We start from the raw sequence: 22,569 nt of genomic DNA on the forward strand, positions 1-22,569 counted from the left end.
ACTTTTTACTAGATTAAAAATTAAATATCACAAATCGCAATTGCCTTTTTCAAAGAGGCTATTTTATCTTTTTGTTTAGGAATAAACTCTTGTCCCACAAAACCTGTAAAACCGCTATCAGCAATGGCTTTCATTATAGCGCTGTAATTGAGTTCTTGGGTTTCGTCAATTTCATTTCGTCCCGGAACTCCACCAGTATGATAGTGGGCGATGTGATTGTGATTTTCTTTGATAGTTCGAATTACGTCACCCTCATCAATTTGCATATGGTAAATATCATATAGCAATTTAAAATTTTCCGAATTAATTCGTTTCACCAATTCTACTCCCCAATAGGTTTTATCACATTGATAATCCTTGTGATCAATCTTACTGTTTAACAGCTCCATAACCAAAGTTACTTTATGTTTCTCTGCCAATGGAATCAATGTTTTCAACCCGAGTACACAATTATTCCAGCCTTCTTCATCAGTTTTTCCTCTCCTGCTTCCGCTAAAACAAATCAAGTTTTTATAACCCGCTTCAGCCACTAAAGGAATCATTTCCGTATAATTTTTAATCAATTGTTCATGAAACTTTGGATCGTTGAAACCGTCCACTAAATTTAATTCTGCCCCATTACACATGGTGGAAACAAGATTGTGTTTTTTTAGTATTGGCCAATCCTTTGGACCAACCAAATCAATACCGGTAATTCCAATTTTTCTAGCTTCCAAACAAAGCGTTTCAATATCAAAATCACTGAAGCACCAACGAGCTACTGAATGGTTAATTCTTCCTTTCAACATATTAGATTCTAAATTTAATTCTTCTTTCGGTATTGCCAGAGCCGATAATCCTGTTGGAATTCCTAAAGTCACAGTCCCTGCAAGAATGCCCTTTATAGCGGTTCTTCTATCAAAAGTTGCACTCATTTTTTTTGTATTTAAAATATTTAAACTTCTTCCACCAATTTGTTTTTATCTTGAAATAAAAGAGCGAAAATCAAGAATACTGCAAAAGCAATTCCGGCAGGAATTATCCATACCATTTGCCAATTGATTGCTCCTTCAGCCGTTTTATAATTATCCGTAATCCAGCCTGCAACTGCAAACCCAATTAACATTCCAATACCATAAGTTGCCAATGTTATCAGTCCTTGGGCAGCGCTTTTGTATTTTTCTCCTGCTTTTGAATTGGTATAAATTTGTCCTGAAACAAAGAAAAAATCATAACAAATTCCATGCAAAGCTATTCCGATAATAAGCATAAAACTCAAATCAACACCATTGCCATATGCAAATAAAACATAGCGAACTGCCCAAGCTAGCATTCCAACCAGAATTGTTTTCTTGAATCCAAAACGGGCAAAAAACACAGGAATGAATAATAAAAATAATGCTTCGGATATTTGTCCTATTGCCATTTTCCCTGTTGGGTTTTCAACTCCGGCAGCAGTTAGAAAAGGATGTGCATTTTGATAATAAAAAGCCAATGGAATGCAAATCAGAATCGATGAAATAAAAAATATCAAGAAATTTTTATCCTTTAAAAGTTTTAAAGCATCAAGGCCAATAATATCGGTAATTTTAATTTTTCCCTCACTAACTTTGGGTGGCGTTTTCGGCAATGAAAAACTTAACAAACCTAAAACCAAAGCTGCAATTCCTGCTAAAAGGAAGGTATTTTTAAGTAATCCATTAGAAACAGCTTCCGCAGAATCCCAATGAAACAAGAAACTAATAGACAATCCTGCTAAAATCCAACCAATGGTTCCCCAAACTCTAATATTTGCAAACTCTTTCTCTGGATCTTTCATTTGGTTGAATGCCACTGAATTTACCAAAGCCAATGTTGGCATATACAAAACCATATAACTCAATACATAGATATAAAATGATCCAACATCTGCCGATTGATACATCTGATACATTAAAAATGCACCTACCAGATGTAAAATACCTAAGATTTTCTCAGCATTAAAATAACGATCTGCAATCAAACCAATAATAAAAGGAGCAATGATGGCTCCCCATGATTGGGTGGAAAAAACTGCTGCCGTCTCTGAACCAGAAGCTTTTAAATTGTTCCCTAAAAAGGTACCAAGAGTGACAAACCATGCCCCCCAGATAAAAAATTCCAGAAACATCATTACAGATAATTTAATGCGGATAGTTGTATTCATAAAAGAGGTTAATTTTTGGTTAAGTTTATTTTAGAGCTATTATTTACAGCCAGTTGTAGTTTCCATCGTATTCCATTCTTTAATCATGATGTTACGATACCACACATTGTTGCCGTGATCCTGCAAAGCAATTTTTCCTTTTTTAAACGTTCCAAAACCTGGCCAAGCAGCAAATTTGCTCCCTGCAACCAATGCTTTAAAGTTGTCATCCCAAAGAGTTGTTTCAACAACAATAACTCCGTTTAAAACGTAAGTCAGTTTTCCATTTTTACAAACAACTTCAGCTGTATTCCATTCTCCAACTGGTTTAACTGGTTCCGATTTACTTTGAATTAAATCATATAAATCTCCTGCACGATGTTTGGTAATTTTTCCATCAGGGTGACCATCATTATCCAAAACTTGCATTTCTAAACCAGTTTCATAGGTGTTTTTATATTTCTCTGGATTTTCATTTACATAAAAAATAATTCCACTATTGCTATTTGGGGCAATTTTCCAGTCTACTTTTAAATGAAAATTTTCATATTCAGCATCAGTTACCAAATCTCCTCCTTGACCATTTTTGGCTGCCTCTGGATCAAAATGCAAAACGCCATCTTCAACTTTCCATCCAGCACTAGCCGAAGTTTTACCATAAGTATGCCAACCTGTTGTTGTTTTTCCATCAAAAAGAGGCTTAAAACCTTTTTGAGCATGCATGGTTTGAAATAAAGTGAATACTAATACTGCTGTTATAATTTTTTTCATGGTTTTACTATTTAATTTTACTATTTTAAAAACTTAGGTTTTTCCAACCTTCTCTATAATTACGTTTAACAAATTGATTGACATCATCGATATTGGTTACTTTCTTGGCATCATTATCCCAAAGTAGTTTAACCGAACGGCCCGGATACACATCTTCTCCTAATACTTCATTGTGCAAATCATAACCTCTTACGGCAAGATTGGCCATTAATAAGGCTTCTGTTAAAGGACCAGCAATTTCAAAAGGCGAACTCAATTCTTTTTTACCATAACCAGCAATACAGCCTTCTATCCATTGTTTTTGATGACCACTGGCACCATCTTTTACTCGAGGGTACTTCTCAGCTATTTTTAGATTCTCATTACGACTTAAAGGCAATAATCTTGGATTTTCACTATAAGTGTCACAAATCATTTTTCCTTTTGTTCCAATGAATAAAGTACCATTCCCTCCATCACCAAATATTTCGTTTGCTCCTAATTCTTCAGGACGTTCTGGTTGAATACCACCATCCATCCAATGTATTTTGACATCTCCTTTCGTTTTGTCTGTCTTAGGAAATGTTAACATCACATGACTGGAAGGAGGACAACTTTCTGGAAAATAACCTCTTTTGAATTCATCAATATAAACTGAACCTACACTGCACTGAACATCTTTGGCATATTTTAGATTTAATACTGAGAATGGTGCTTCCATTAAATGACACCCCATATCTCCCAATGCGCCAGTTCCATAATCCCACCAACCACGCCAGTTGAACGGCACTAATTTGTCCACATAATTTTTATTCGGAGCAGTTCCAAGCCATAAATCCCAATCTAATTCTTTAGGAATTTCAGTATTTGCCGTTGACCAAGGAATTCCTTGAGGCCAAACAGGTCTATCTGTCCAGGCGTAAACTGTATGAACATCTCCAATCAAATCGGCATCATACCATTCTTTTAGGATTCGAGTACCATCATTAGATGATCCTTGATTACCCATTTGTGTTACTACTTTATAACGAGCTGCTGCTTGAGTCATCATGTGAGCTTCATAAATATCATGTGCCATTGGTTTTTGTACGTACACATGTTTACCTAACTGCATAGCCGAAAAGGCTTGAATAGCATGATTATGATCGGGTGTAGAAACTGAAACAGCATCAAAGTTTTTATGTTCTTTATCGAACATTTCGCGCCAATCCTTGTAAAATTTGGCTTTCGGCAAAGCTTTTACACTATCAGCAGCTCTTCGTGTATCAACATCACACAAAAAAGCTACATTAGCGAGGCCACTTTTCTCAAAAGAAGCGACATCTGACCTTCCTTTTCCACCAACACCAATACTAGCAATTAATAATCTGTCACTTGGTGCCACAAAGCCTCTACCCATGACATGCCTCGGAATAATCATAAACGCAGCTGTTGCTAGCGCGCCTTTTTTTAGAAAATCCCTACGAACAATCGATTCTGGTTCTTTTTTTTGATTGAAGTCTTGATCCATATATTAGGTTTCAATTTATTTATTCAATGATAGAATGTATTTGGCGATTTTTTTAGCGTCGTCTTTTTTTAATGCAGTATGAGCTGCCATAGGTATAGCGCCCCAAACTCCAGAACCTCCTTTGATAATTTTATCTGCTAAATAATTGATGTTTTTATCATTCATTGGGTATTTTTTGGAAATATCCAAAAAAGAGGGTCCAATTACTTTTTTATCAATTTTGTGACAAGTAGCACAATCTTGTTTCTTCATTATTAACTCTCCTTCAGAAGGTTGAACTTCTTCTTTACCACTATACTCCGTTGGAATTGATTTATAATTCGAAAAAGAACATAAACCACCGAGAGCTATTATCGCTGCTAAAATTTTAATTTTCATATATGTGAAATTTATTTGTTATTGGTCATATATGTTATCGTCTTTTATTTATTTGTTTTTGCTTACGCAAACCTATAGTTATTGACGATTTCATATTGTATTAATTAAAACAATTTATATTCCTAAATTTTTTCTATTAAGCTGTGTGTTGGTTTCGACCGCAGCAAAATCATCAAAAGCTTTATCAGTAACCTTAATTATGTGTTTTTTTATAAATTCGGCTCCCTCACGAGCACCATCCTCTTGATTTTTCAAACAGCATTCCCATTCCATCACCGCCCAACCTTTGTAATCGTATTGTGCTAATTTGCTAAAGATGGTTTTAAAATCAATTTGACCATCACCAGGCGAACGATAACGGCCCGCACGATTCAGCCAACTTTGATACCCTCCAAAAGTTCCTTGTTTTCCAGTCGGATTAAACTCTGCATCTTTCACATGAAAAGCTTTGATTCGCTCGTGATAAAAATCAATGTATTGAATATAATCCAATTGTTGAAGGACAAAATGTGAAGGATCGTACAAAATACAAGCTCTTTGATGATTGTTTACCGCTTTGAGAAACATTTCATATGTTTCACCATCAAATAAATCTTCACCTGGGTGGATTTCATAACAAACATCTACACCATTTTTATCAAATTCATTAAGGATTGGCAACCAGCGTTTAGCCAGTTCTTTGAATCCATCTTCAATTAAACCAGGTGGACGTTGAGGCCAAGGATGAAAATATTGCCATAATAACGAACCGCTAAAAGTCGCATGTGCATTAAGACCTAAATTTTGAGAAGCTTTTGCTGCATAATGCAATTGTTGTACTGCCCATTCTTGTCTTGCTTTTGGATTACCTCGCAAAGCCTGCGGAGCAAATCCATCAAAAAAATCATCGTAGGCTGGGTGAACTGCAACCAACTGACCTTGCAAATGCGTAGAAAGTTCAGATATTTTTAATCCGTAGGAACCAACAATTCCTGTAAGTTCATCAGCGTAAGTTTTACTTTCTGCTGCTTTTTTCAAATCTATAAAACGGGAATCCAGAGTTGGTATTTGTATTCCTTTAAAATCTAGATTGGCAGCCCATTGGCAAATTCCTTCCAATGAATTAAAAGGAGCTTCATCAGAAATAAATTGCGCTAAAAAAACCGCAGGTCCTTGCATCGTGGTCATTTGTTGTGATTTAAATTTTAAATTCAGTCCATTTTTGAGATGATTTTCCTGAAGCAATTACATTTTCTATAAAAGCCATTCCTCGAACACCATCTTTTGCTGTTGGAAAATCAAGCATATTTGCAGTTGGTTCTTTGCCTTCTAATTTTGATTGCAAAGTCAAAGCAAAGTTTTTGTATAGATTCCCAAACGCTTCTAGATATCCTTCTGGGTGCCCGCTTGGAATTCGGGTATTGAAAGTAGCAATTGGTGATAAATATCCATTTCCAGTACGATACAATTGAGTAGGGGAGTCTAGCCACTTTACCACCAAAGTGTTTGGTTCCATTTGATGCCATTCTAGACCACCTTTTTCTCCATATACTTTAATTTTTAAGCTATTTTCTTCACCTGCGGCAATTTGGCTGGCCACTAAAATCCCGTTGGCGCCATTGTCAAATTTAAGCAATACATTTCCATCATCATCTAATCTTCTGTTGGCAACAACAGTATTTATATCCGCACAAAGCTGTGTGATTTTTAATCCTGAAATATATTCAGCTAAGTGAGCAGCATGAGTTCCAATGTCGCCCATACAACCGCTAATACCACTTTTGGATGGATCCGTTCTCCAAGCCGCCTGTTTGTTTCCTCCGCTTTCAAAGTTTGTACTTAACCAGCCTTGAGGATATTCAACCATTATTTTTCGAATGTTTCCAAAATCATTCTCAGCTACCATACTGCGGGCTTGCTTTACCATTGGATAACCAGAGTAAGTGTGTGTCAAGCACAAATAAAGTCCAGTTTCTTTAACTTTTTGTTCCAATAATTTGGCTTCCGCTAAAGTCAAAGTCATCGGTTTGTCTAAAACCACATGAAAGCCATTTTCTAATGCCAGCATTGCAGGAGCAAAGTGGGCATGATTTGGAGTCACTATAGAAACAAAATCCATTCTCTCATTTTTAGGTAATTTTGCTTCGGTCTCAATCATTTGCACATAGGATCCATAACATTTATCTTCTGCCAAACCGAATTCTTTACCAGATTCAAGAGATAAATTAGGATTGGAACTAAAAGCACCACAATGCAATTCGATCAATCCATCCATGTTGGCCGCAATGCGATGAACTGCTCCAATAAAAGCATTTTTGCCACCGCCAATCATTCCCATTTTTAATTTTCTCATAATCTAATAATCCAAAAATCTAGATATTTTTTTTCTTTAATTCTTTTACTGCATAATCACAAGCTCTGGCAGTTAAAGCCATGTATGTTAATGAAGGATTTTGACAAGCAGTTGAAGGCATACAAGAACCATCAGTAACAAACACATTATTCACTTCGTGCATTTGATTCCATTTATTTAACACAGATTCTTTTGGATCATTCCCCATACGGGCAGTTCCCATTTCGTGAATAGCCATTCCGGGAAAACAACCATTGTCATAGGGTTTTACATTTTTCATACCTGCAGCTTCCAGCATTTCGGCAGCATCATACATCATGTCCTCACGCATTTTAGCTTCATTTTCTTTGTATTCACAGTCAATTCCCAATACAGGTTGTCCCCATTTGTCTTTTTTAGAATGATCGATGTACACTTTATTTTCGTAGTAAGGAAGCATTTCTCCAAAACCTCCTAATCCCATTGTCCAAGAGTCTGCAGGTCTTGATAATGTTTCTTTGAAATCACCTCCAAAGGCTAATTCGGCAACTTCTTTATGCCAATTTCCTCTACTGGCTCCTCCTTGATATCCAAAACCACGCAAATAATCACGTTTGTCTCCATTAAAATTTTGATACCTTGGAATATAAATACCATTGGCTCTTCGTCCATAAGTATATTTGTCTTCAAAACCTTCAGCACTACCTTCAGCACCACATCTAAAATGATGATCCATTAAATTATGCCCCAATTGTCCACTACTATTACCCAAACCATTTGGATGAGCTTCTGAAGTTGAATTCAATAAAACAAAAGTAGAACCTAGCGTTGATCCATTTACAAAAACAATTTTTGCATAAAATTCCATGGTTTCATTGGTCTCGGCATCAATGACCATTACCCCTTTGGCTTTTTTGGTTTCTTTATCATAAATAATATGATTAACAATCGAGTAGGGGCGAACAGTAAGTCTTTTAGTAGCCATAGCTGCTGGCAATGTAGAAGACTGTGTACTAAAATAGGCTCCGAATGGACAACCTCTACTGCATAAATTTCTATATTGACAACTACCTCTACCTAAATGAGGTTGAGTAAGATTTGCAGTTCGTCCAATTGTCATAATTCTGGACTTATTATAATGCTTTTCAATGCGTTCTTTTACTGATTTTTCAACGCAATTCATATCCATAGGAGGTAAAAATTGACCGTCTGGTAATAAAGGCCAATTTTCATTTTGGCCGCTTATTCCGGCAAATTTTTCTGCATAATCATACCAAGGGGCAATGTCTTTATATCGAATTGGCCAGTCATTTCCGTGACCATCTCTGGCATTATCTTCAAAATTATGATCACTTAAGCGATAACTCTGACGTCCCCACATTAAAGACTTTCCACCTACATGAAAACCTCTGTACCAATCAAAACGCTTGTCTTCGGTATAAGGACATTCTAAATCGTTTACCCACCAGCTTTCATTAGCCTGACTGTACGGATAATCTCTGGTTTGCACGGGATGAGTTCGCTTTTGTTCTTCTGTCATTTTTCCGGCATACGGTATTTCCCAAGGGGCTTTCATCGCCGAATCATAATCTTTTATGTGCTCGATGTTCATACCACGTTCTAACATTAGGACTTTTAATCCTTTTTCCGTTAATTCTTTGGCTGCCCATCCTCCACTTATTCCTGAACCTATGACAATTGCGTCATAAGTATTTTGCTTCTTTAAATCTGTATTGATATTCACGAGTCTCTTTTTTAGGAATTAATAAAATTAGTTACAAATACTTCGGCATTATGTGGCCCAAGCCTTCTGACCAGGTTTGTATTCGGCATTTCCATCATATTTCCCAGGTATAGGCAAATATTCTCTAGCCATTGTACAACCAATTTCCGAAGAAAAATAACCCAACAGGGTCAAATCTCTAGCAATCAAAAAGAAAGAAGGTTCCTTATTGCTATCGATAGCCTGTTGCTTTAATTCATTCATGAGTTGATTTTTTTCTTCAGTATTGAGACTTAGAAATTCTTTGTTGAATTTAGTTTTGCATTTTGCCAACATATCTGCAAATCCATTCTTAAAGACTTCTTGCAGTTTTGGAGGATAACAATCTTTTACAACTAATGGAATAAAAGCACCAACACCTGCAGCTTTTGCTCCAGGAGATTTAGCAGTTGTCGGTAAAATAATTTCTGAAAATTCAGCTAAAATTTCTTCATCCGTAACCGTAAAAGAATAGGTATTCTGTTCGGGATCGAATACAGTAAAACTTTCAAATAATACACCCATTGTGGTGGCAGAAATTGCTCCTCCCATCAAATAAGCTAACTTTTTTAGTGCCTCTCGTCTTTCCATTTGCGAAATATTAAAAATATTATTTAATAATTATCAATAATGCAATTATCAATACATTACAATAATAAATAAAAAACAAACATATTCGCCATAAATGCGTTAATTAAATAAAACAAATTAAGAATTCACAATTAATAAAACGTTTTAGTGAATAATATAAAAAATACACGACGTCAAGCTCTAAGAAGCAAGAAAAAATGCAAAGTTTTAAGAAGGTGCTTTTTAAGAAAATTTCGGTATAAAATAATTATGAGGCTTTATATACTATAAAAATCTTATTAAAAATTATCAATAAGATTAAAAACTCATTTCATTGCGTTAAAACAACACACTAACTAGACTGATTAGCTCTCCTTATCAAACAACTGAACTTGACTTTTCAATCTTTCAATCAATAAATTCATCATCCTTTTGTTCAGACTGGAAGAGTTTTGAATATATAGTGCATATTCATCAGTTGTAAACAATGCGATAATCATTCCCTTTAAGGCATTTCGGAATTTAATGTCTTTTTGAATCGCATTTTCAATAATAGCTAATTTGTTTTCAACCGATTTGGTGTAAAAATCTCTTTTGTATTTACTGATATAATTTAAAAAAGAGGCGATAAACAAATCGTTCTGTAATTTCAAAATGGGCCTAAGTACTTCATTTTGAAACAACTCATCTGAAGACGACTGATTACTCACATTTCCCAATGATTCTCCTCGAATTTCTCTGATTAATTTATCTCTTTGATTCATCTTTTTTTCTTTAAAAATATAAAAATTACTGTTAGCAATGTCTTATTTTAGCATTATTAAATCAAAAAATATGCGATTTCATACTAGAAAATGGGTAAAACCAGAAGACTTAAACCCTAACGGGACATTATTTGGCGGAAAATTATTGGCTTGGATCGACGAAGAGCTGGCTTTGTACACCATTATACAATTAGAAAATTCCAGAATTGTTACTAAACACATGTCTGAGATTAATTTTAGAAGTTCTGCCAGACAAGGAGACATAATCGAAATTGGAATTGATGTTGTAAAATTTGGGCGCAGTTCTATTGAATTAATATGTGAAGCCAGAAATATGATGACACGCGAAACAATCATTACCATAGACAGCACTACAATGGTAAATCTAGGCGAAGACGGAAAACCAAAAGCGCATGGAAAAACCGAAATTGAATATGTAAAAGACAGAATAGGTTAAAAGAGAGACTAAGCTTCTGAGCCTCTAAGTTTCGCAATCTTTAATAACTTTAATCATTAAAAAAATCTTCTTAAATCTGCTGAATTTGCATTGCATTCAAATTCAGCAGATTTAAGAAGATTATGTTTTTTTTTAAAAATTCGGTCTTATCTTACGGCTTAACAATATTTTCAGATGGCATTACAAAAATTTCCAAACCAAAGTAAGAAACTGAAGCAATAATATGATCAAATATGTCCGATTGGATGTATTCATAATTCTCAAAACGTTTGTCTTTAGAAAAAGCATAAATCTCCAGAGGAATACCATATGGAGTGGGTTGTAATTGTCTGCAAAGCATTAGCATTTCTTTATTCAATCCAGGATATTGCTGTAGGTATTGGGTAATGTATTTTCGGAACAAACCTAGGTTGGTTAAGTTGCGACCATTTATAGCCAGCGTTTTATCGATTTTATTTCCCAAATTGTAGTTGTCAATTTCGCTTTTTCGAAGATTAATATAAGAGGTTAGAAGATCTATTTTTTTTAAATCAAGGAGTTCCTGATCTTCTAGAAAACGAATACTATTGGCTTTGATTATGATATGTCGCTTGATACGCCTTCCGTCAGAGTTAAGCATTCCTCTCCAGTTTTGAAAGGAGTCGGAACTCAAACTATAGGTTGGAATCGTGGTTGTGGTATTGTCAAAATTTCGAACTTTAACCGTAGCCAGATTGATTTCTATCACATCACCATCGGCACCATAACGATCCATAGTAATCCAGTCACCAATACGCACCATGTCGTTTATTGCAACTTGGACACTTGCCACAAAACCCAAAATAGTATCTCTAAAAATCAAGATGATTACTGCCGAAACAGCTCCCAAAATAGTCAGCAATTCCTTTTGGTCAATATCAAAGAGTTTTGAAATAATCAAAGCAATTCCAAACATCCACAGCACAATCATTATAACCTGAATGAAGCTATCGATAGGCTTGTCGCTGTATCGTGGAATCAATTTTAGATAGTCACGCAGGGAATTAAAAATGGTTCGGATAATCCATAAAATCAGCAAAACAATATAAACACCCACGGTTTTGCCAAAAATGCTTTCCCAGTATTCAAACTTATCCAAAATCACTGGAACCGACTTAAAGACAAAAAATAACGGAACCAAATAAGCAATATACTTAGCTGTTTTATTACTTACTAATAAATCATCAAATCTAGTTTTGGTTCTTTGGGCGACAATGGCCATTATAGTCACCAAGATAAATCGGAAAACCACGTACAAGCCATAAGCCAAAAAACAAAGCAAAATAGTATTGAAAAACAAACTCAAATAAGTCGATGTAGTTCTGCTCATTCCCCAATGTCTAAAAATAGGGTAGAGGAATTCAAAAATGAATTGAATGAGTTTGTCCATAATTTTACAAGTATTTTTTTTCTATATAGAAGGTACCAAACGGAACTAATGAAGCAATTAGTATAATCCCAAAGGCTTTAAAATTCCAATTTTGAGCCTTTTTCAATAAAAAAGCCAATAAAACGTAACCAATAAATAATACACCATGAGTCATTCCCAACGGACGTAACATAGTATGATAAAGTTCGGGATTGTTTGTTTTAATAAAAAGCATATTCGAAAATAAAACCAGAAAAGAGATGCCTTCTAAAATGGCAGTAATCTTGAAAATTTTAAGCATTTGTAGTTGTTTTTTCAATTATAAAGGGCAAAATTAGTCAATATCAATCATTATTGATGTATTCATTAGAAAACTAAATTACTTTTGTATTCTTAAACTTTGAAAATGAGCAAGCGCGATTTAAAAAAATATTTGAATGAACTCAATAAAGAGCAATTAGAAGAGCAAATACTTGAATTGTATGAAAAGTTCCTTCCCGTAAAAGTCTATTACAATTTTGTTTTCAATCCAAAGGAAGAAACCTTGTTACAGGAGTGCAAACTCAAAATCTCCCATGAATATTTTCCATTGCAAAACAAAGGCAAAAGAAAAAAGCCAAAAATGAGACGCTCGGTTGCTCAAAAATACATCAAGCATTTTATTTTATTGGGGGTTGATCCCTTTGTCATAGCCGATGTGATGTTGTATAATGTTGAAATTGCCCAAACTTTTTCTTCAGAAAACATAATAAAACAAGAATTATTTTATAAAAGCATGTTCAATTCTTTCGAACAAGCCTCAAAATTCATCATTTCAAATGGAATTATCAGTGAATTCAAAAGTCGATTAATCGCTATTTGCGATGAAGCTTCTTCCCAAAAATGGAAGAATGTCGCTGATTTCAAAACAACTATTGAACTTTTGGAGGACTGAGAGCCCCATTTGTAATTGATTTTAATTAATCCGTCCTATATATTTTTAAAAAAAATTGGCCGAATAACTGTTTTTTAGGCGTATTTTTGCAAAAATCGAAAAATATACAATGCATCAAGAGAGTTTAGAAATTGAAATCGAAGCCAAAAAAGAACTTTACGCTTACCAACAAGGAGACATTGACGCCATATTTGAGCGTATAGACAATGCACCTGCACAACATCATTTATTATACCAATTGCCTACCGGTGGAGGAAAAACAGTTATTTTTTCTGAGATTGTTCGCCGTTATTTGTCACAACACAACAAAAAAGTGGTAGTGCTAACGCACCGTATCGAGTTGTGTAAACAAACTTCAAAAATGTTGAAGGGTTTTGACGTAAAAAATAAAATCATCAACAGCAAAGTAAAAGAACTTCCAGACCAAAATGATTACTCTTGTTTTGTGGCCATGGTCGAGACTTTGAAAAACCGTATCAATGACGAAAAACTACATTTAGACAATATTGGTTTGGTTATTATCGATGAGGCGCATTACAATTCCTTTAGAAAATTATTAAAATCTTTCAAAAATGCTTTCATACTGGGAGTAACAGCTACTCCTTTGAGTTCAAACATAAAATTACCAATGCACCAAAGCTATGATGAACTAATCGTGGGTGACACCATTAGCTCATTAATAGAAAACGGTTTCTTGGCAAAAGCGGTTACCTATAGTTATGATGTTGGATTAACATCCTTAAAAGTAGGTATCAACGGAGATTACACCGTAAAATCTTCCGATGATTTATATACCAATATGGCCATGCAAGAAAAATTATTGCATGCGTACACCGAGAAATCTTTAGGCAAAAAAACCTTGATTTTCAACAACGGAATCAACACATCCTTATATGTGTATGAGACTTTCAGGGAAGCAGGCTACGGTATTCGCCACCTCGATAACACTAGCAGTACCGAAGAACGAAAAGAGATTCTGCATTGGTTTAAACATACACCTGATGCTATTCTTACTTCTGTCGGAATCCTCACCACGGGCTTTGATGAACCTACCGTTGAAACTATTATTTTGAACAGAGCGACCAAATCCCTGACTTTATATTTCCAAATGATTGGTCGTGGTTCTAGAAAATTACCCGGAAAAGACGAATTTGCCGTAATTGATTTAGGAAATAATGCTGCTCGTTTCGGACTCTGGAGCGATCCAGTAAATTGGCAACATATTTTTAAATCACCTGAGTTTTACTTAGAGAATTTAAGGGATGACAGCGAAATAGAAACGCATTTCAAATATTCGATGCCGCCAGAATTACGTGCCAAATTCAGCAAAACGGCAGACGTTACTTTTGATGTAGATGAAGAACACAAACTGGCTATAGCTCAGAACTTAAGATCCAAAGTAGTTTTAGAAAAATCAATTGACCAACACGCAGCCATGTGTGTGGACAATACCGAAGAATTACAGGAAGCCAAAGCGCTTTCAAAAGAATTGGAAGCCGATATCGAATATCGCGTAAAACGTTTTTCAAAATGCCTTAGTCAATGTAGCAAGAACTACAGAGAATGGCTAATGGACGATTATAAATTAAAAATGACCTTATTAATCGGTAAAAAATACCGTGAAAAAGTCATGAACGAAGCCGATTAAAACATTAAATTTCAGCATAGAGACGCAATACAATGTGTCTCTATGTTGATTTATATGACTGTCCGAAAGTGTACCAAGTATACTTTTTTTGCCACTGATTACACAGATTCTCACAGATTTCATACTCATTATTAAAGAAATCTGCGTAAATCTTTTTAATCTGTGGCCAATTTTATTGATTTGGTATTAGTCACGGATAGTCATGTTCATTTATATAAATAATAAAATCTGTGTAAATCTTTTTAATCCGTGGCCAATTTTATAGGTTTGGTATTAGTCACGGATAGTCATGTTGATTTATATAAATAATTTTTAGGAGCTATTTCCGGCTGTCCGCTATATCTTTTCTTGCCTAAAGGAGGCAAGAAAAGGATGCCGCTACGATCCGGGCTAAAACAACATTTTGCTATTCAAGAGCATTTTACAATTAAAAAAACAAAAAAGCATGTCAACACAATTCTCAGATTTAGGGGTTTCAAAAGGAATACTAAAAGCGATTACCGAAATGGAAATTGTAACCCCAACCGAAATTCAGCAAAAAACCATTCCGCTATTGTTAGCTAACACTACCGATATCGTAGGACTTGCCAAAACAGGAACGGGAAAAACCGCTGCTTTTGGATTGCCGTTATTGCAATTGATAGACACCAATGTCGCTGCAGTTCAAGCCGTAATCCTAGTACCTACAAGAGAATTAGGTCAACAGATTTTTACTAATCTGGAGAGTTATGCTAAGTATCTTCCAGAAGTTTCCATCGCAGCCGTTTGCGGCGGAATCCCAATCAAACCACAAATCGAAAGATTAAAATCACCAACACATATTGTCGTGGCCACACCGGGTCGTTTGATCGATTTGTTGCAACGCAAAGCCATTAGCCTAAAAGAAACCAAATTTCTAGTTCTCGATGAAGCCGATGAAATGGTGTCTATCCTTAAAGAAGCTTTGGACGAAATCATTACCGAATTACCCAAAACATACAGAACCTTTTTGTTTTCGGCGACTATGCCTGGAACAATCAAGCAATTAATCCAGAATTACTTAAACAAAAACGTAGTGACGGTAAGCGCCAGTATGGAAACTGTGGGTAATCAAGGAATTGACCATAATTATATTGTGGTAGATCCTATAGAAAAATTGGATGTTTTAATGCATTTCCTGAATTCTAAAGATGGAGAACGCGGAATTATCTTTTGTAAAACCAAAGCTGCTGTCAATAAACTGGCCAAAAACCTAGCAATCAATAGATTTTCATCAGGAGCTTTACACGGAAGTTTGTCTCAAGGAATTCGTGACCGAATTATGGAGCAATTCCGTGAGGGACACATCAATATTTTGGTGGCTACAGATTTGGCCGCTAGGGGAATTGACGTGGCAGCAATCTCCTATGTAGTCAATTATCACTTGCCTGATGTCTATGAAGTTTACGTTCACCGTAGCGGAAGAACGGCTAGAGCAGGGGCCAAAGGACTTTCTTTGACTGTATTGCAACCCGAAGAAGTTGCTGAAATTGCTGATTTTGAAAGAGAATTGGGAATCCAGTTTTCCAAATACAAAAAACCATCCGTAGCTAGTATTGAAGAGAACAACACGCTTTTATGGGCGAAGCAAATCTTCAAAACCAAACCCAATCACGACGTTGATACCGAATTAAAAACAAAAATAAAAACCATTTTTCATCATCTTACCAAAGACGAATTGATAGAAAAATTATTGGCCAATTATTTGTTGCAAAACAAAACCGAAATAGCTGAAAAGCCTGTTAAAAAACTAAAAAGAAACTAATTATTTAAAAGTTTTTTAATAATCCATATTTTTATAGCATCCATAAATAGTGTATATTTATGGATGCTTTTTTTTTAATAACATCAGCTCGTTGGGTGCATATTTTTTACCACATAGAGACATAGAAATTATGACTCTTCAAAAAGAGTTCGATAGATGTTTTACTTTTCGCATAGTCTAGCTATGTGAAAAATAGTATTATTTTCTATTATTTCTTTAATGAGTTTTTTATTTCTATGTTTCTATGTGGTTAAAGAAATACTTTTTTGAGTTGCACAGCAGATTAACATCATATAAAAAAACAATATGCAAATAGTAATTATAGGCGGAGGTTTTGCCGGAATTAATTTAGCCAAAGAACTCGCCAACCAAAAAGGAATTGAAGTAACCCTTGTTGACAAAAACAATTATAATTTCTTTCCGCCACTCATCTATCAGGTAGCCACAGGCTTTTTGGAGCCCTCAAGCATAAGTTATCCTTTCCGAAAGTTTTTTGCAGGCAAAAAGAATCTGCAGTTTCGCTTGGGCGAATTACTTAAAGTAATTCCTGGCGAAAACAAAATCATCCTCAATAACGGCGAATTGCAGTATGACTGCTTAGTTTTTGCAACGGGAGCCGAAACGAGTTATTTTGGAATGGAAAATGTCAAGAAAAATGCCATTCCGATGAAAACCCTCAATGATGCCATCGAAATGCGCAATGCATTATTGAAAAATTTGGAAAAAGCTGCCATTTGCAAAGACATACACGAACGCAGAAAACATTTAACCATTGTCGTAGTTGGAGGAGGCCCAACAGGAGTGGAAGTTTCCGGAATGTTTGCCGAGATGCGAAAAAACATTTTGCTCAAAGAATATCCCGAATTACAAACCTCCGCCAGTAATATCTATTTGATCGATGGGGGAGATGCCTTGTTATCGCCTATGAGCTTGGAATCACAAGCCGATACGCTCAAAGCAGTGACTCAACTTGGAGTCGTTGTCAAACTAAATACCCGAGTGGTTGATTACAAAGACGATACCGTTTTCTTCGCCGATGGAAAAACCATACAAACCAAGAACTTAATTTGGGCGGCAGGAGTTTCGGCAAGGGAATTTGAAGGAATTCCGGCAGAAAGTTACGGTCGTGGCAAACGAATGGCTACCGATGCATTCAACAAAGTTAACGCTACCAATAACATCTACGCCATTGGCGATACCGGCATCCAACTCAACGATGCAAATTTCCCGGGAGGTCACCCCCAAGTGGCGCAAGTGGCAATCCAACAAGGATTAAACCTTGCCGAAAACTTCAAATTAATGATTCAAAACAAACCTTTGAAACCCTTTAAATACAACGACAAAGGTTCAATGGCAATCATTGGAAAAAACAAAGCTGTTGTCGATTTACCCAAACCCAAAATGCATTTCAATGGCTTTTTGGCTTGGATGATTTGGTTATTTGTTCACTTGATGTCCTTGATAACGTATCGCAATAGAATCAACACGTTTTACCATTGGATGATTGCTTATTTCTCAAAAGACCAATCGTTACGAATGATTATCAGACCTGAGAAGAGAACGAAAGGGGAGGTGTGATACTTAAGAAATAAAAACTGATATTCTATGTAAGATACTTCTATATTTAATTGTTAAAATTCAATTAAATTAAACTATTTTAAGCAAGATGATATCTATATTTATCAGAAATTAAAAACAAAAAATGTATAGATTTTTTTTCGCAATTACTCTTTCAGTTAGCTTAAACTGTTACGCACAAACGATAATTGAAGGAAATGTAAAAAGCATAGACAATATAATAGTTCCTTATTGCTCAATTGGAATAAAAGACACAAAACTAGGAACAATTACTGATGAAAACGGAAAGTATAAATTTGAAATTCCAAATAATTTAGACAATAAAGAAATAGTTTTTAGTTCTATTGGATATAATGACAAGATTGTTTCTATAACTGACTTACAAGCAAATCCTAAAATTATTTTAGATTATAAAACAACGAATCTTAATGAAGTTGTCATTAAGACAAATAAAATGAAAAAAAAAGTTGTTGGACAAAAAACCAGACCTTTTCTAACGTTTTCAAAGATGTTTGATAAAAATGTACCAACAATTGAACAAGGTAGTTTCTTTCCAGTTTATCAAAAAACAAAGCTGAAATCTTATAATTATCATATTATACCAAGTTCAAAATTTAAGGAAATCACTTTAAAACTCAATATTTACAGTATCAAAAATAATGTTCCTGATCAATCGCTTCTTAACGAGAACATCATTTATAAAACTTCTACAACTGGCTGGCAGAATATTGATTTATCAAAATATAAACTAGTTTTTAATCATCTGGATAAGATTGCTATAACCCTACAATTAGTTGATTACAAACCATTAGAAGATACTGAATTTATATTTGGACTGTCAGCAAAAAAAACACTTTCCAAAAATTTACTTTTCAGATATCAAAGTCAGGGAATCTGGGAGTCAAGTGAAGGAGGTTTTATTTCAAACCTTGAAATCAGTTATACTAAAAATAAAGACGAAAAGAATCTAACTGAAGAAGATAATAGCACCGATAATACTAATACCGCCGATAATAGTGATACTAAAACTTTGATTGAAGTTATTACAAATAAAGAAAAAGCGCTAAAAACAAGTTATGGAAAAAGTATGGATGGAAAATATATTGATTTAGGAAATGCAAAAATATATTATGAAGAATACGGTAAAGGACATCCTTTAATATTTCTTCACGGTAACAATGGGAGTATTTCGGATTTCTATCAACAGATACCATTTTTTTCAAAATATTATCATGTAATTGCAATTGATACTCGGGGTCAAGGAAAAAGCACAGACTTAACAAAAGAGGACTATACTTATGAAGAATTCGCTGATGATTTATATAAGGTCATTCAGCATCTGAATTTGGAAAAAATGAGTATTATTGGTTGGAGCGACGGCGGAAATACAGGATTGATTTTCAATTCGCAACATCCTGAATTGGTAAATAAACTGGTGACAATCGGTGCCAATTTAAATCCTTCTGGAGTGAGTGAATATTTCATAAATGATTTAAAAAAACAAATTTCAGAAAATGAGGCAGACAATCAACGTTTAATCAAACTGATGTTAAATCATCCAGATATAACTTCAAAACAACTCATTCATATTACTAATCCAGTATTAATAATTGCTGGAAGCGATGATGTAATAAAAGAAGAACATTCTAAAGAGATACAGAAATTGATACAGAATTCTGAATTAGAAATCATTCCGAATGCAACACATTATATACCTTTTGAACAACCAAAAAAATTAAGTGAATTAATCTTCGAATTCTTAAGAAAATAAATAAACATATAACACTAAGAACCCGATAGCGTACATTTGCAATCCATCCCCGTAAAGTAAATCCACAATAAAGATTATCCTGTTGTTTCTCAATACCAAAAACAGAAACTTCCTGCAATTACAATAGATTTTAGCATTTGACTAAATTAAAAAATAGTTTTTATTGGATGTCTCGTTACAAATCCGAAGATTAGGCTTAATTTAGCATCAAACTAGCTGAATAAAGCAACATTATGAGCAATGGTGTTTTGTATAATACCTACTATTTCATCATAATGACTAAAATAAATCCAATGGAAACCAAACAAAATTTCACAAAAGTCCTTAAAAATAAATACATACCAACGGCTGAGTTTTATAGTCAAATAATTGACAGTTTACAAGATTATTCCATTTTTACATTAGACAATGACTTTATCATAAATAGCTGGAGTTCAGGTTCTACAAAAATATTTGGTTACGAAACAGATGAAGTTATTGGTGAACCTTTTGATCTAATATTTACAGAGGAAGATTTAAAAAATGGTATTCCAAAAAAGGAAATCGAAACCGCTTTAAAAGAAGGTAGAGCAACAGACAATAGATGGCACATTGCCAAAGACAAGAGCCTGTTTTATGCTTATGGATTGGTTTTTCCGCTCATCGGTTTAAACGGCGAAATGTTAGGCTACGTCAAGGTTTTAAGGGACTTGACTGACAGAAAACAATCAGAGGATGCGATAAAAAATTACATTAAAGAATTGGAAGATCTTAATACTCATAAAGAGAGTGTTATGGCGATACTTTCGCACGATTTGAGAAGTCCGCTGTCAGCAATTATAGGAACTGCAAAATATCTAAAAGAAAATTTTCGCAAAATGAATCCTGATACTGTGCAGGAAATGCTTGATTTGGTTTATAAATCGGCAACAGATGAATTGGAAATGTTGGACTATTTAGTGGAATGGGCAAGAATAAAATACGCATCAGATACCTTTTCTCCAACAAAATTGAAACTTATTGAATACATTGAAAAAGTATTTGAAACTTTAAATGAAACGGCGTCAATAAACACTATAAATCTTCATCATGAAATCGAAGAGAACACTTCAGTATTTGCCGATAGCAAAATGTTAATTTCCATCATTCAAAATATCGTTTCAAATGCCATAAAACATACCGAAAAAGGAGGTTCAATAAAGATTTCAGCAAGTAGCAAAGAGGATAAAATTATTGTTCAGGTGAAAGATACTGGAATTGGAATGTCTAAAGAAATCATGGAAAAACTTTTCACTCCGCAAATGAAAACACTTTCTGAAACAAGAAAAGAGAATAAAGGCGCTGGAATAGGTTTATTATTGGTAAAAGGCTTTTTAGAAAAAAATGGCGGTGAAATATGGGTAGAAAGCATTGAAGGGGAAGGTTCTACTTTTTATTTTACATTACCCATTGAGAAACCTCTATACAAGATAGGCAGTTCAGATGAAATTATGTTTGATGAAAGTGCCTAGTTTTTAAAAATCAATGTTATTAAGTAAGCCTCATTTCGAAAAATAAGACTATAACCTTGAAAATTCATTAAAATGCGATTTATAGTAATCTCAATGTCCTACCATAATCTCATCATCTCCAGAATTCACAACGGTTTCCTTGATTTTTCTTTTACCAATATTCAAAATAATAAAAGCGATAATAGTAGTGCAAGTCATTATCGCAACCATCGGTACCATCGAATCTTTGACAAAAATACCCACCGCGAAAGAAGATAAAGCACCAATCCCCAACTGAATAGCCCCCATCAATGCTGACGCACTTCCTGCATTTTTAGCAAAAGGAGCAAGGGTCAATCCTGCTGTATTAGGGTTAGAAATACCCAAGCAAGCCAAAAACAGAAATAGCATGGCGATTGTACCATACAATCCCAAAAGTCCATTAAGAGCCAAAATCAAAAAGGTTACACTGATTGTTATTTGGGCAACCAAAGCACCAAAAATCATCTGTTCGCTGGAAAATCGTCTCAATAATAAAGAATTCAATTGGCTGGAGCCAATAAAGCTCACCGACATAAAAGCAAAAATCCAACCATAAACCGTCGCGTCCACTTTCAAAATATCCATAAACAAAATTGGAGAGGCCGCAACATAAGTGAACAATCCTGAGAACGCAATTGAGCCAGTCAAAGCATAGGTATAAAACTGCGGTACTTTGATAATTGATACAAAATTATTAATGATAGGTTTGGGTTTTAATGAAATAGTACGATCTGGTTTGTGTGTATCAGGCAAGCCCAACTGTGATGCGATTAGCACAAAACCTCCCAGAAACGTAAGGATAAAAAATATGGGATGCCAACCGTAATAGGTTGTTACATAGCTTCCAATAGTGGGTGCCAACATTGGAGAAAGTCCAAGAACCAGCATTAATTTGGACAAAACATTAGGTATTTCCTTTACCGGAAACAAGTCCCGAACCATCGCAACCGAAGCTACTGTGGCCGCACAACTCCCAACAGCCTGAATAAACCGAAGTCCTATAAAAACATGAATATCAGCCACAACAGCGCATCCTAAAGAAGCCAAAATATAAACAAGCAATCCAATAAATAAAGGCTTTTTTCGCCCGAAACGATCCAATAAAGGCCCATACAACAATTGCCCAAACGAAATCCCGATGAAATAACTGGATAAGGATTCGGAAACTATCGTTACTGTAGTGTGAAGATCTTTGGCAATCCCTGAAAAACTGGGCAAATACATATCAATCGAAAATGGTCCAAGCGCAGTCATCGAACCCAAAATTAAGATCAGCTGTATGTATTTCCCTTTTGTCATAATCTTTTTTGTC

General features: G+C 34.8%; 20 protein-coding genes. 7 read left to right on the forward strand and 13 right to left on the reverse strand.

What is annotated here, in order from left to right:
* Positions 1 to 20 precede the first annotated feature (20 nt).
* The 10 genes from HQN62_RS11925 to HQN62_RS11970 form a co-directional block, all read right to left on the reverse strand.
* Positions 21 to 914, reverse strand: a complete 894-nt coding sequence (locus HQN62_RS11925) for a hydroxypyruvate isomerase family protein (protein WP_173504513.1) — start codon at positions 912 to 914, stop codon at positions 21 to 23.
* Positions 915 to 934: 20 nt separating this feature from the next.
* On the reverse strand, positions 935 to 2,164 hold the full coding sequence (locus tag HQN62_RS11930) for a nucleoside permease (RefSeq protein ID WP_173504514.1): 1,230 nt from the start codon (positions 2,162 to 2,164) through the stop codon (positions 935 to 937).
* Between the two features lie 39 nt (positions 2,165 to 2,203).
* A complete protein-coding gene (locus HQN62_RS11935) occupies positions 2,204 to 2,914 on the reverse strand; it encodes a 3-keto-disaccharide hydrolase (RefSeq protein WP_173504515.1) in 711 nt (236 codons plus the stop codon).
* Positions 2,915 to 2,939: 25 nt separating this feature from the next.
* Positions 2,940 to 4,403, reverse strand: a complete 1,464-nt coding sequence (locus HQN62_RS11940) for a Gfo/Idh/MocA family protein (RefSeq protein ID WP_173504516.1) — start codon at positions 4,401 to 4,403, stop codon at positions 2,940 to 2,942.
* Positions 4,404 to 4,418: 15 nt separating this feature from the next.
* Complete coding sequence (locus HQN62_RS11945; RefSeq protein WP_173504517.1) at positions 4,419 to 4,781, reverse strand: c-type cytochrome; 363 nt, start codon at positions 4,779 to 4,781, stop codon at positions 4,419 to 4,421.
* A gap of 114 nt (positions 4,782 to 4,895) precedes the next feature.
* Entirely contained in the window at positions 4,896 to 5,948 is a 1,053-nt protein-coding gene (locus HQN62_RS11950) for a sugar phosphate isomerase/epimerase family protein (protein ID WP_173504518.1), read from the reverse strand.
* Positions 5,949 to 5,958: 10 nt separating this feature from the next.
* Entirely contained in the window at positions 5,959 to 7,113 is a 1,155-nt protein-coding gene (locus tag HQN62_RS11955; RefSeq protein WP_173504519.1) for a Gfo/Idh/MocA family protein, read from the reverse strand.
* A 19-nt stretch (positions 7,114 to 7,132) separates the two neighbouring features.
* Positions 7,133 to 8,836 (reverse strand): GMC oxidoreductase, encoded by a 1,704-nt coding sequence (locus tag HQN62_RS11960; RefSeq protein WP_173504520.1) that lies wholly within the window; start codon positions 8,834 to 8,836, stop codon positions 7,133 to 7,135.
* Between the two features lie 48 nt (positions 8,837 to 8,884).
* Positions 8,885 to 9,445: a gluconate 2-dehydrogenase subunit 3 family protein gene (locus tag HQN62_RS11965; RefSeq protein WP_173504521.1), complete on the reverse strand. Its 561-nt coding sequence runs from the start codon at positions 9,443 to 9,445 to the stop codon at positions 8,885 to 8,887.
* 344 nt (positions 9,446 to 9,789) lie between these two features.
* Entirely contained in the window at positions 9,790 to 10,188 is a 399-nt protein-coding gene (locus HQN62_RS11970; protein WP_173504522.1) for a glyoxalase, read from the reverse strand.
* Positions 10,189 to 10,258: 70 nt separating this feature from the next.
* Between HQN62_RS11970 and HQN62_RS11975 the strand changes: the two genes are divergently transcribed.
* Positions 10,259 to 10,645: an acyl-CoA thioesterase gene (locus HQN62_RS11975; RefSeq protein ID WP_111410862.1), complete on the forward strand. Its 387-nt coding sequence runs from the start codon at positions 10,259 to 10,261 to the stop codon at positions 10,643 to 10,645.
* A 151-nt stretch (positions 10,646 to 10,796) separates the two neighbouring features.
* Here HQN62_RS11975 and HQN62_RS11980 read toward each other — a convergent pair whose 3' ends face one another.
* Positions 10,797 to 12,053 (reverse strand): mechanosensitive ion channel family protein, encoded by a 1,257-nt coding sequence (locus tag HQN62_RS11980; protein WP_173504523.1) that lies wholly within the window; start codon positions 12,051 to 12,053, stop codon positions 10,797 to 10,799.
* A 4-nt stretch (positions 12,054 to 12,057) separates the two neighbouring features.
* Entirely contained in the window at positions 12,058 to 12,333 is a 276-nt protein-coding gene (locus HQN62_RS11985; RefSeq protein ID WP_116798110.1) for a DUF3817 domain-containing protein, read from the reverse strand.
* 105 nt (positions 12,334 to 12,438) lie between these two features.
* Between HQN62_RS11985 and HQN62_RS11990 the strand changes: the two genes are divergently transcribed.
* From HQN62_RS11990 to HQN62_RS12015, 6 genes are all read left to right on the forward strand, one after another.
* Entirely contained in the window at positions 12,439 to 12,966 is a 528-nt protein-coding gene (locus tag HQN62_RS11990) for a DUF6155 family protein (protein ID WP_173504524.1), read from the forward strand.
* Between the two features lie 109 nt (positions 12,967 to 13,075).
* Entirely contained in the window at positions 13,076 to 14,614 is a 1,539-nt protein-coding gene (locus HQN62_RS11995; RefSeq protein WP_116798108.1) for a DEAD/DEAH box helicase, read from the forward strand.
* Positions 14,615 to 15,059: 445 nt separating this feature from the next.
* Positions 15,060 to 16,397 carry a DEAD/DEAH box helicase gene (locus HQN62_RS12000; RefSeq protein WP_173504525.1) on the forward strand — a complete coding sequence of 446 codons (1,338 nt, stop codon included), beginning with the start codon at positions 15,060 to 15,062 and terminating at the stop codon, positions 16,395 to 16,397.
* A gap of 306 nt (positions 16,398 to 16,703) precedes the next feature.
* Positions 16,704 to 17,975 (forward strand): NAD(P)/FAD-dependent oxidoreductase, encoded by a 1,272-nt coding sequence (locus tag HQN62_RS12005; RefSeq protein WP_173504526.1) that lies wholly within the window; start codon positions 16,704 to 16,706, stop codon positions 17,973 to 17,975.
* A gap of 124 nt (positions 17,976 to 18,099) precedes the next feature.
* The gene (locus HQN62_RS12010) at positions 18,100 to 19,746 is read left to right on the forward strand and encodes an alpha/beta fold hydrolase (protein ID WP_173504527.1); all 1,647 of its coding nucleotides are present in this window, start codon (positions 18,100 to 18,102) and stop codon (positions 19,744 to 19,746) included.
* Positions 19,747 to 20,039: 293 nt separating this feature from the next.
* Positions 20,040 to 21,236 carry a PAS domain-containing sensor histidine kinase gene (locus HQN62_RS12015; protein WP_173504528.1) on the forward strand — a complete coding sequence of 399 codons (1,197 nt, stop codon included), beginning with the start codon at positions 20,040 to 20,042 and terminating at the stop codon, positions 21,234 to 21,236.
* 90 nt (positions 21,237 to 21,326) lie between these two features.
* Here the strand turns inward: HQN62_RS12015 and HQN62_RS12020 are convergent, their stop codons facing one another.
* Positions 21,327 to 22,556: a multidrug effflux MFS transporter gene (locus tag HQN62_RS12020; RefSeq protein ID WP_173504529.1), complete on the reverse strand. Its 1,230-nt coding sequence runs from the start codon at positions 22,554 to 22,556 to the stop codon at positions 21,327 to 21,329.
* Positions 22,557 to 22,569: the final 13 nt, after the last annotated feature.

This window comes from Flavobacterium sp. M31R6, from assembly GCF_013284035.1.
Taxonomy (GTDB): domain Bacteria; phylum Bacteroidota; class Bacteroidia; order Flavobacteriales; family Flavobacteriaceae; genus Flavobacterium.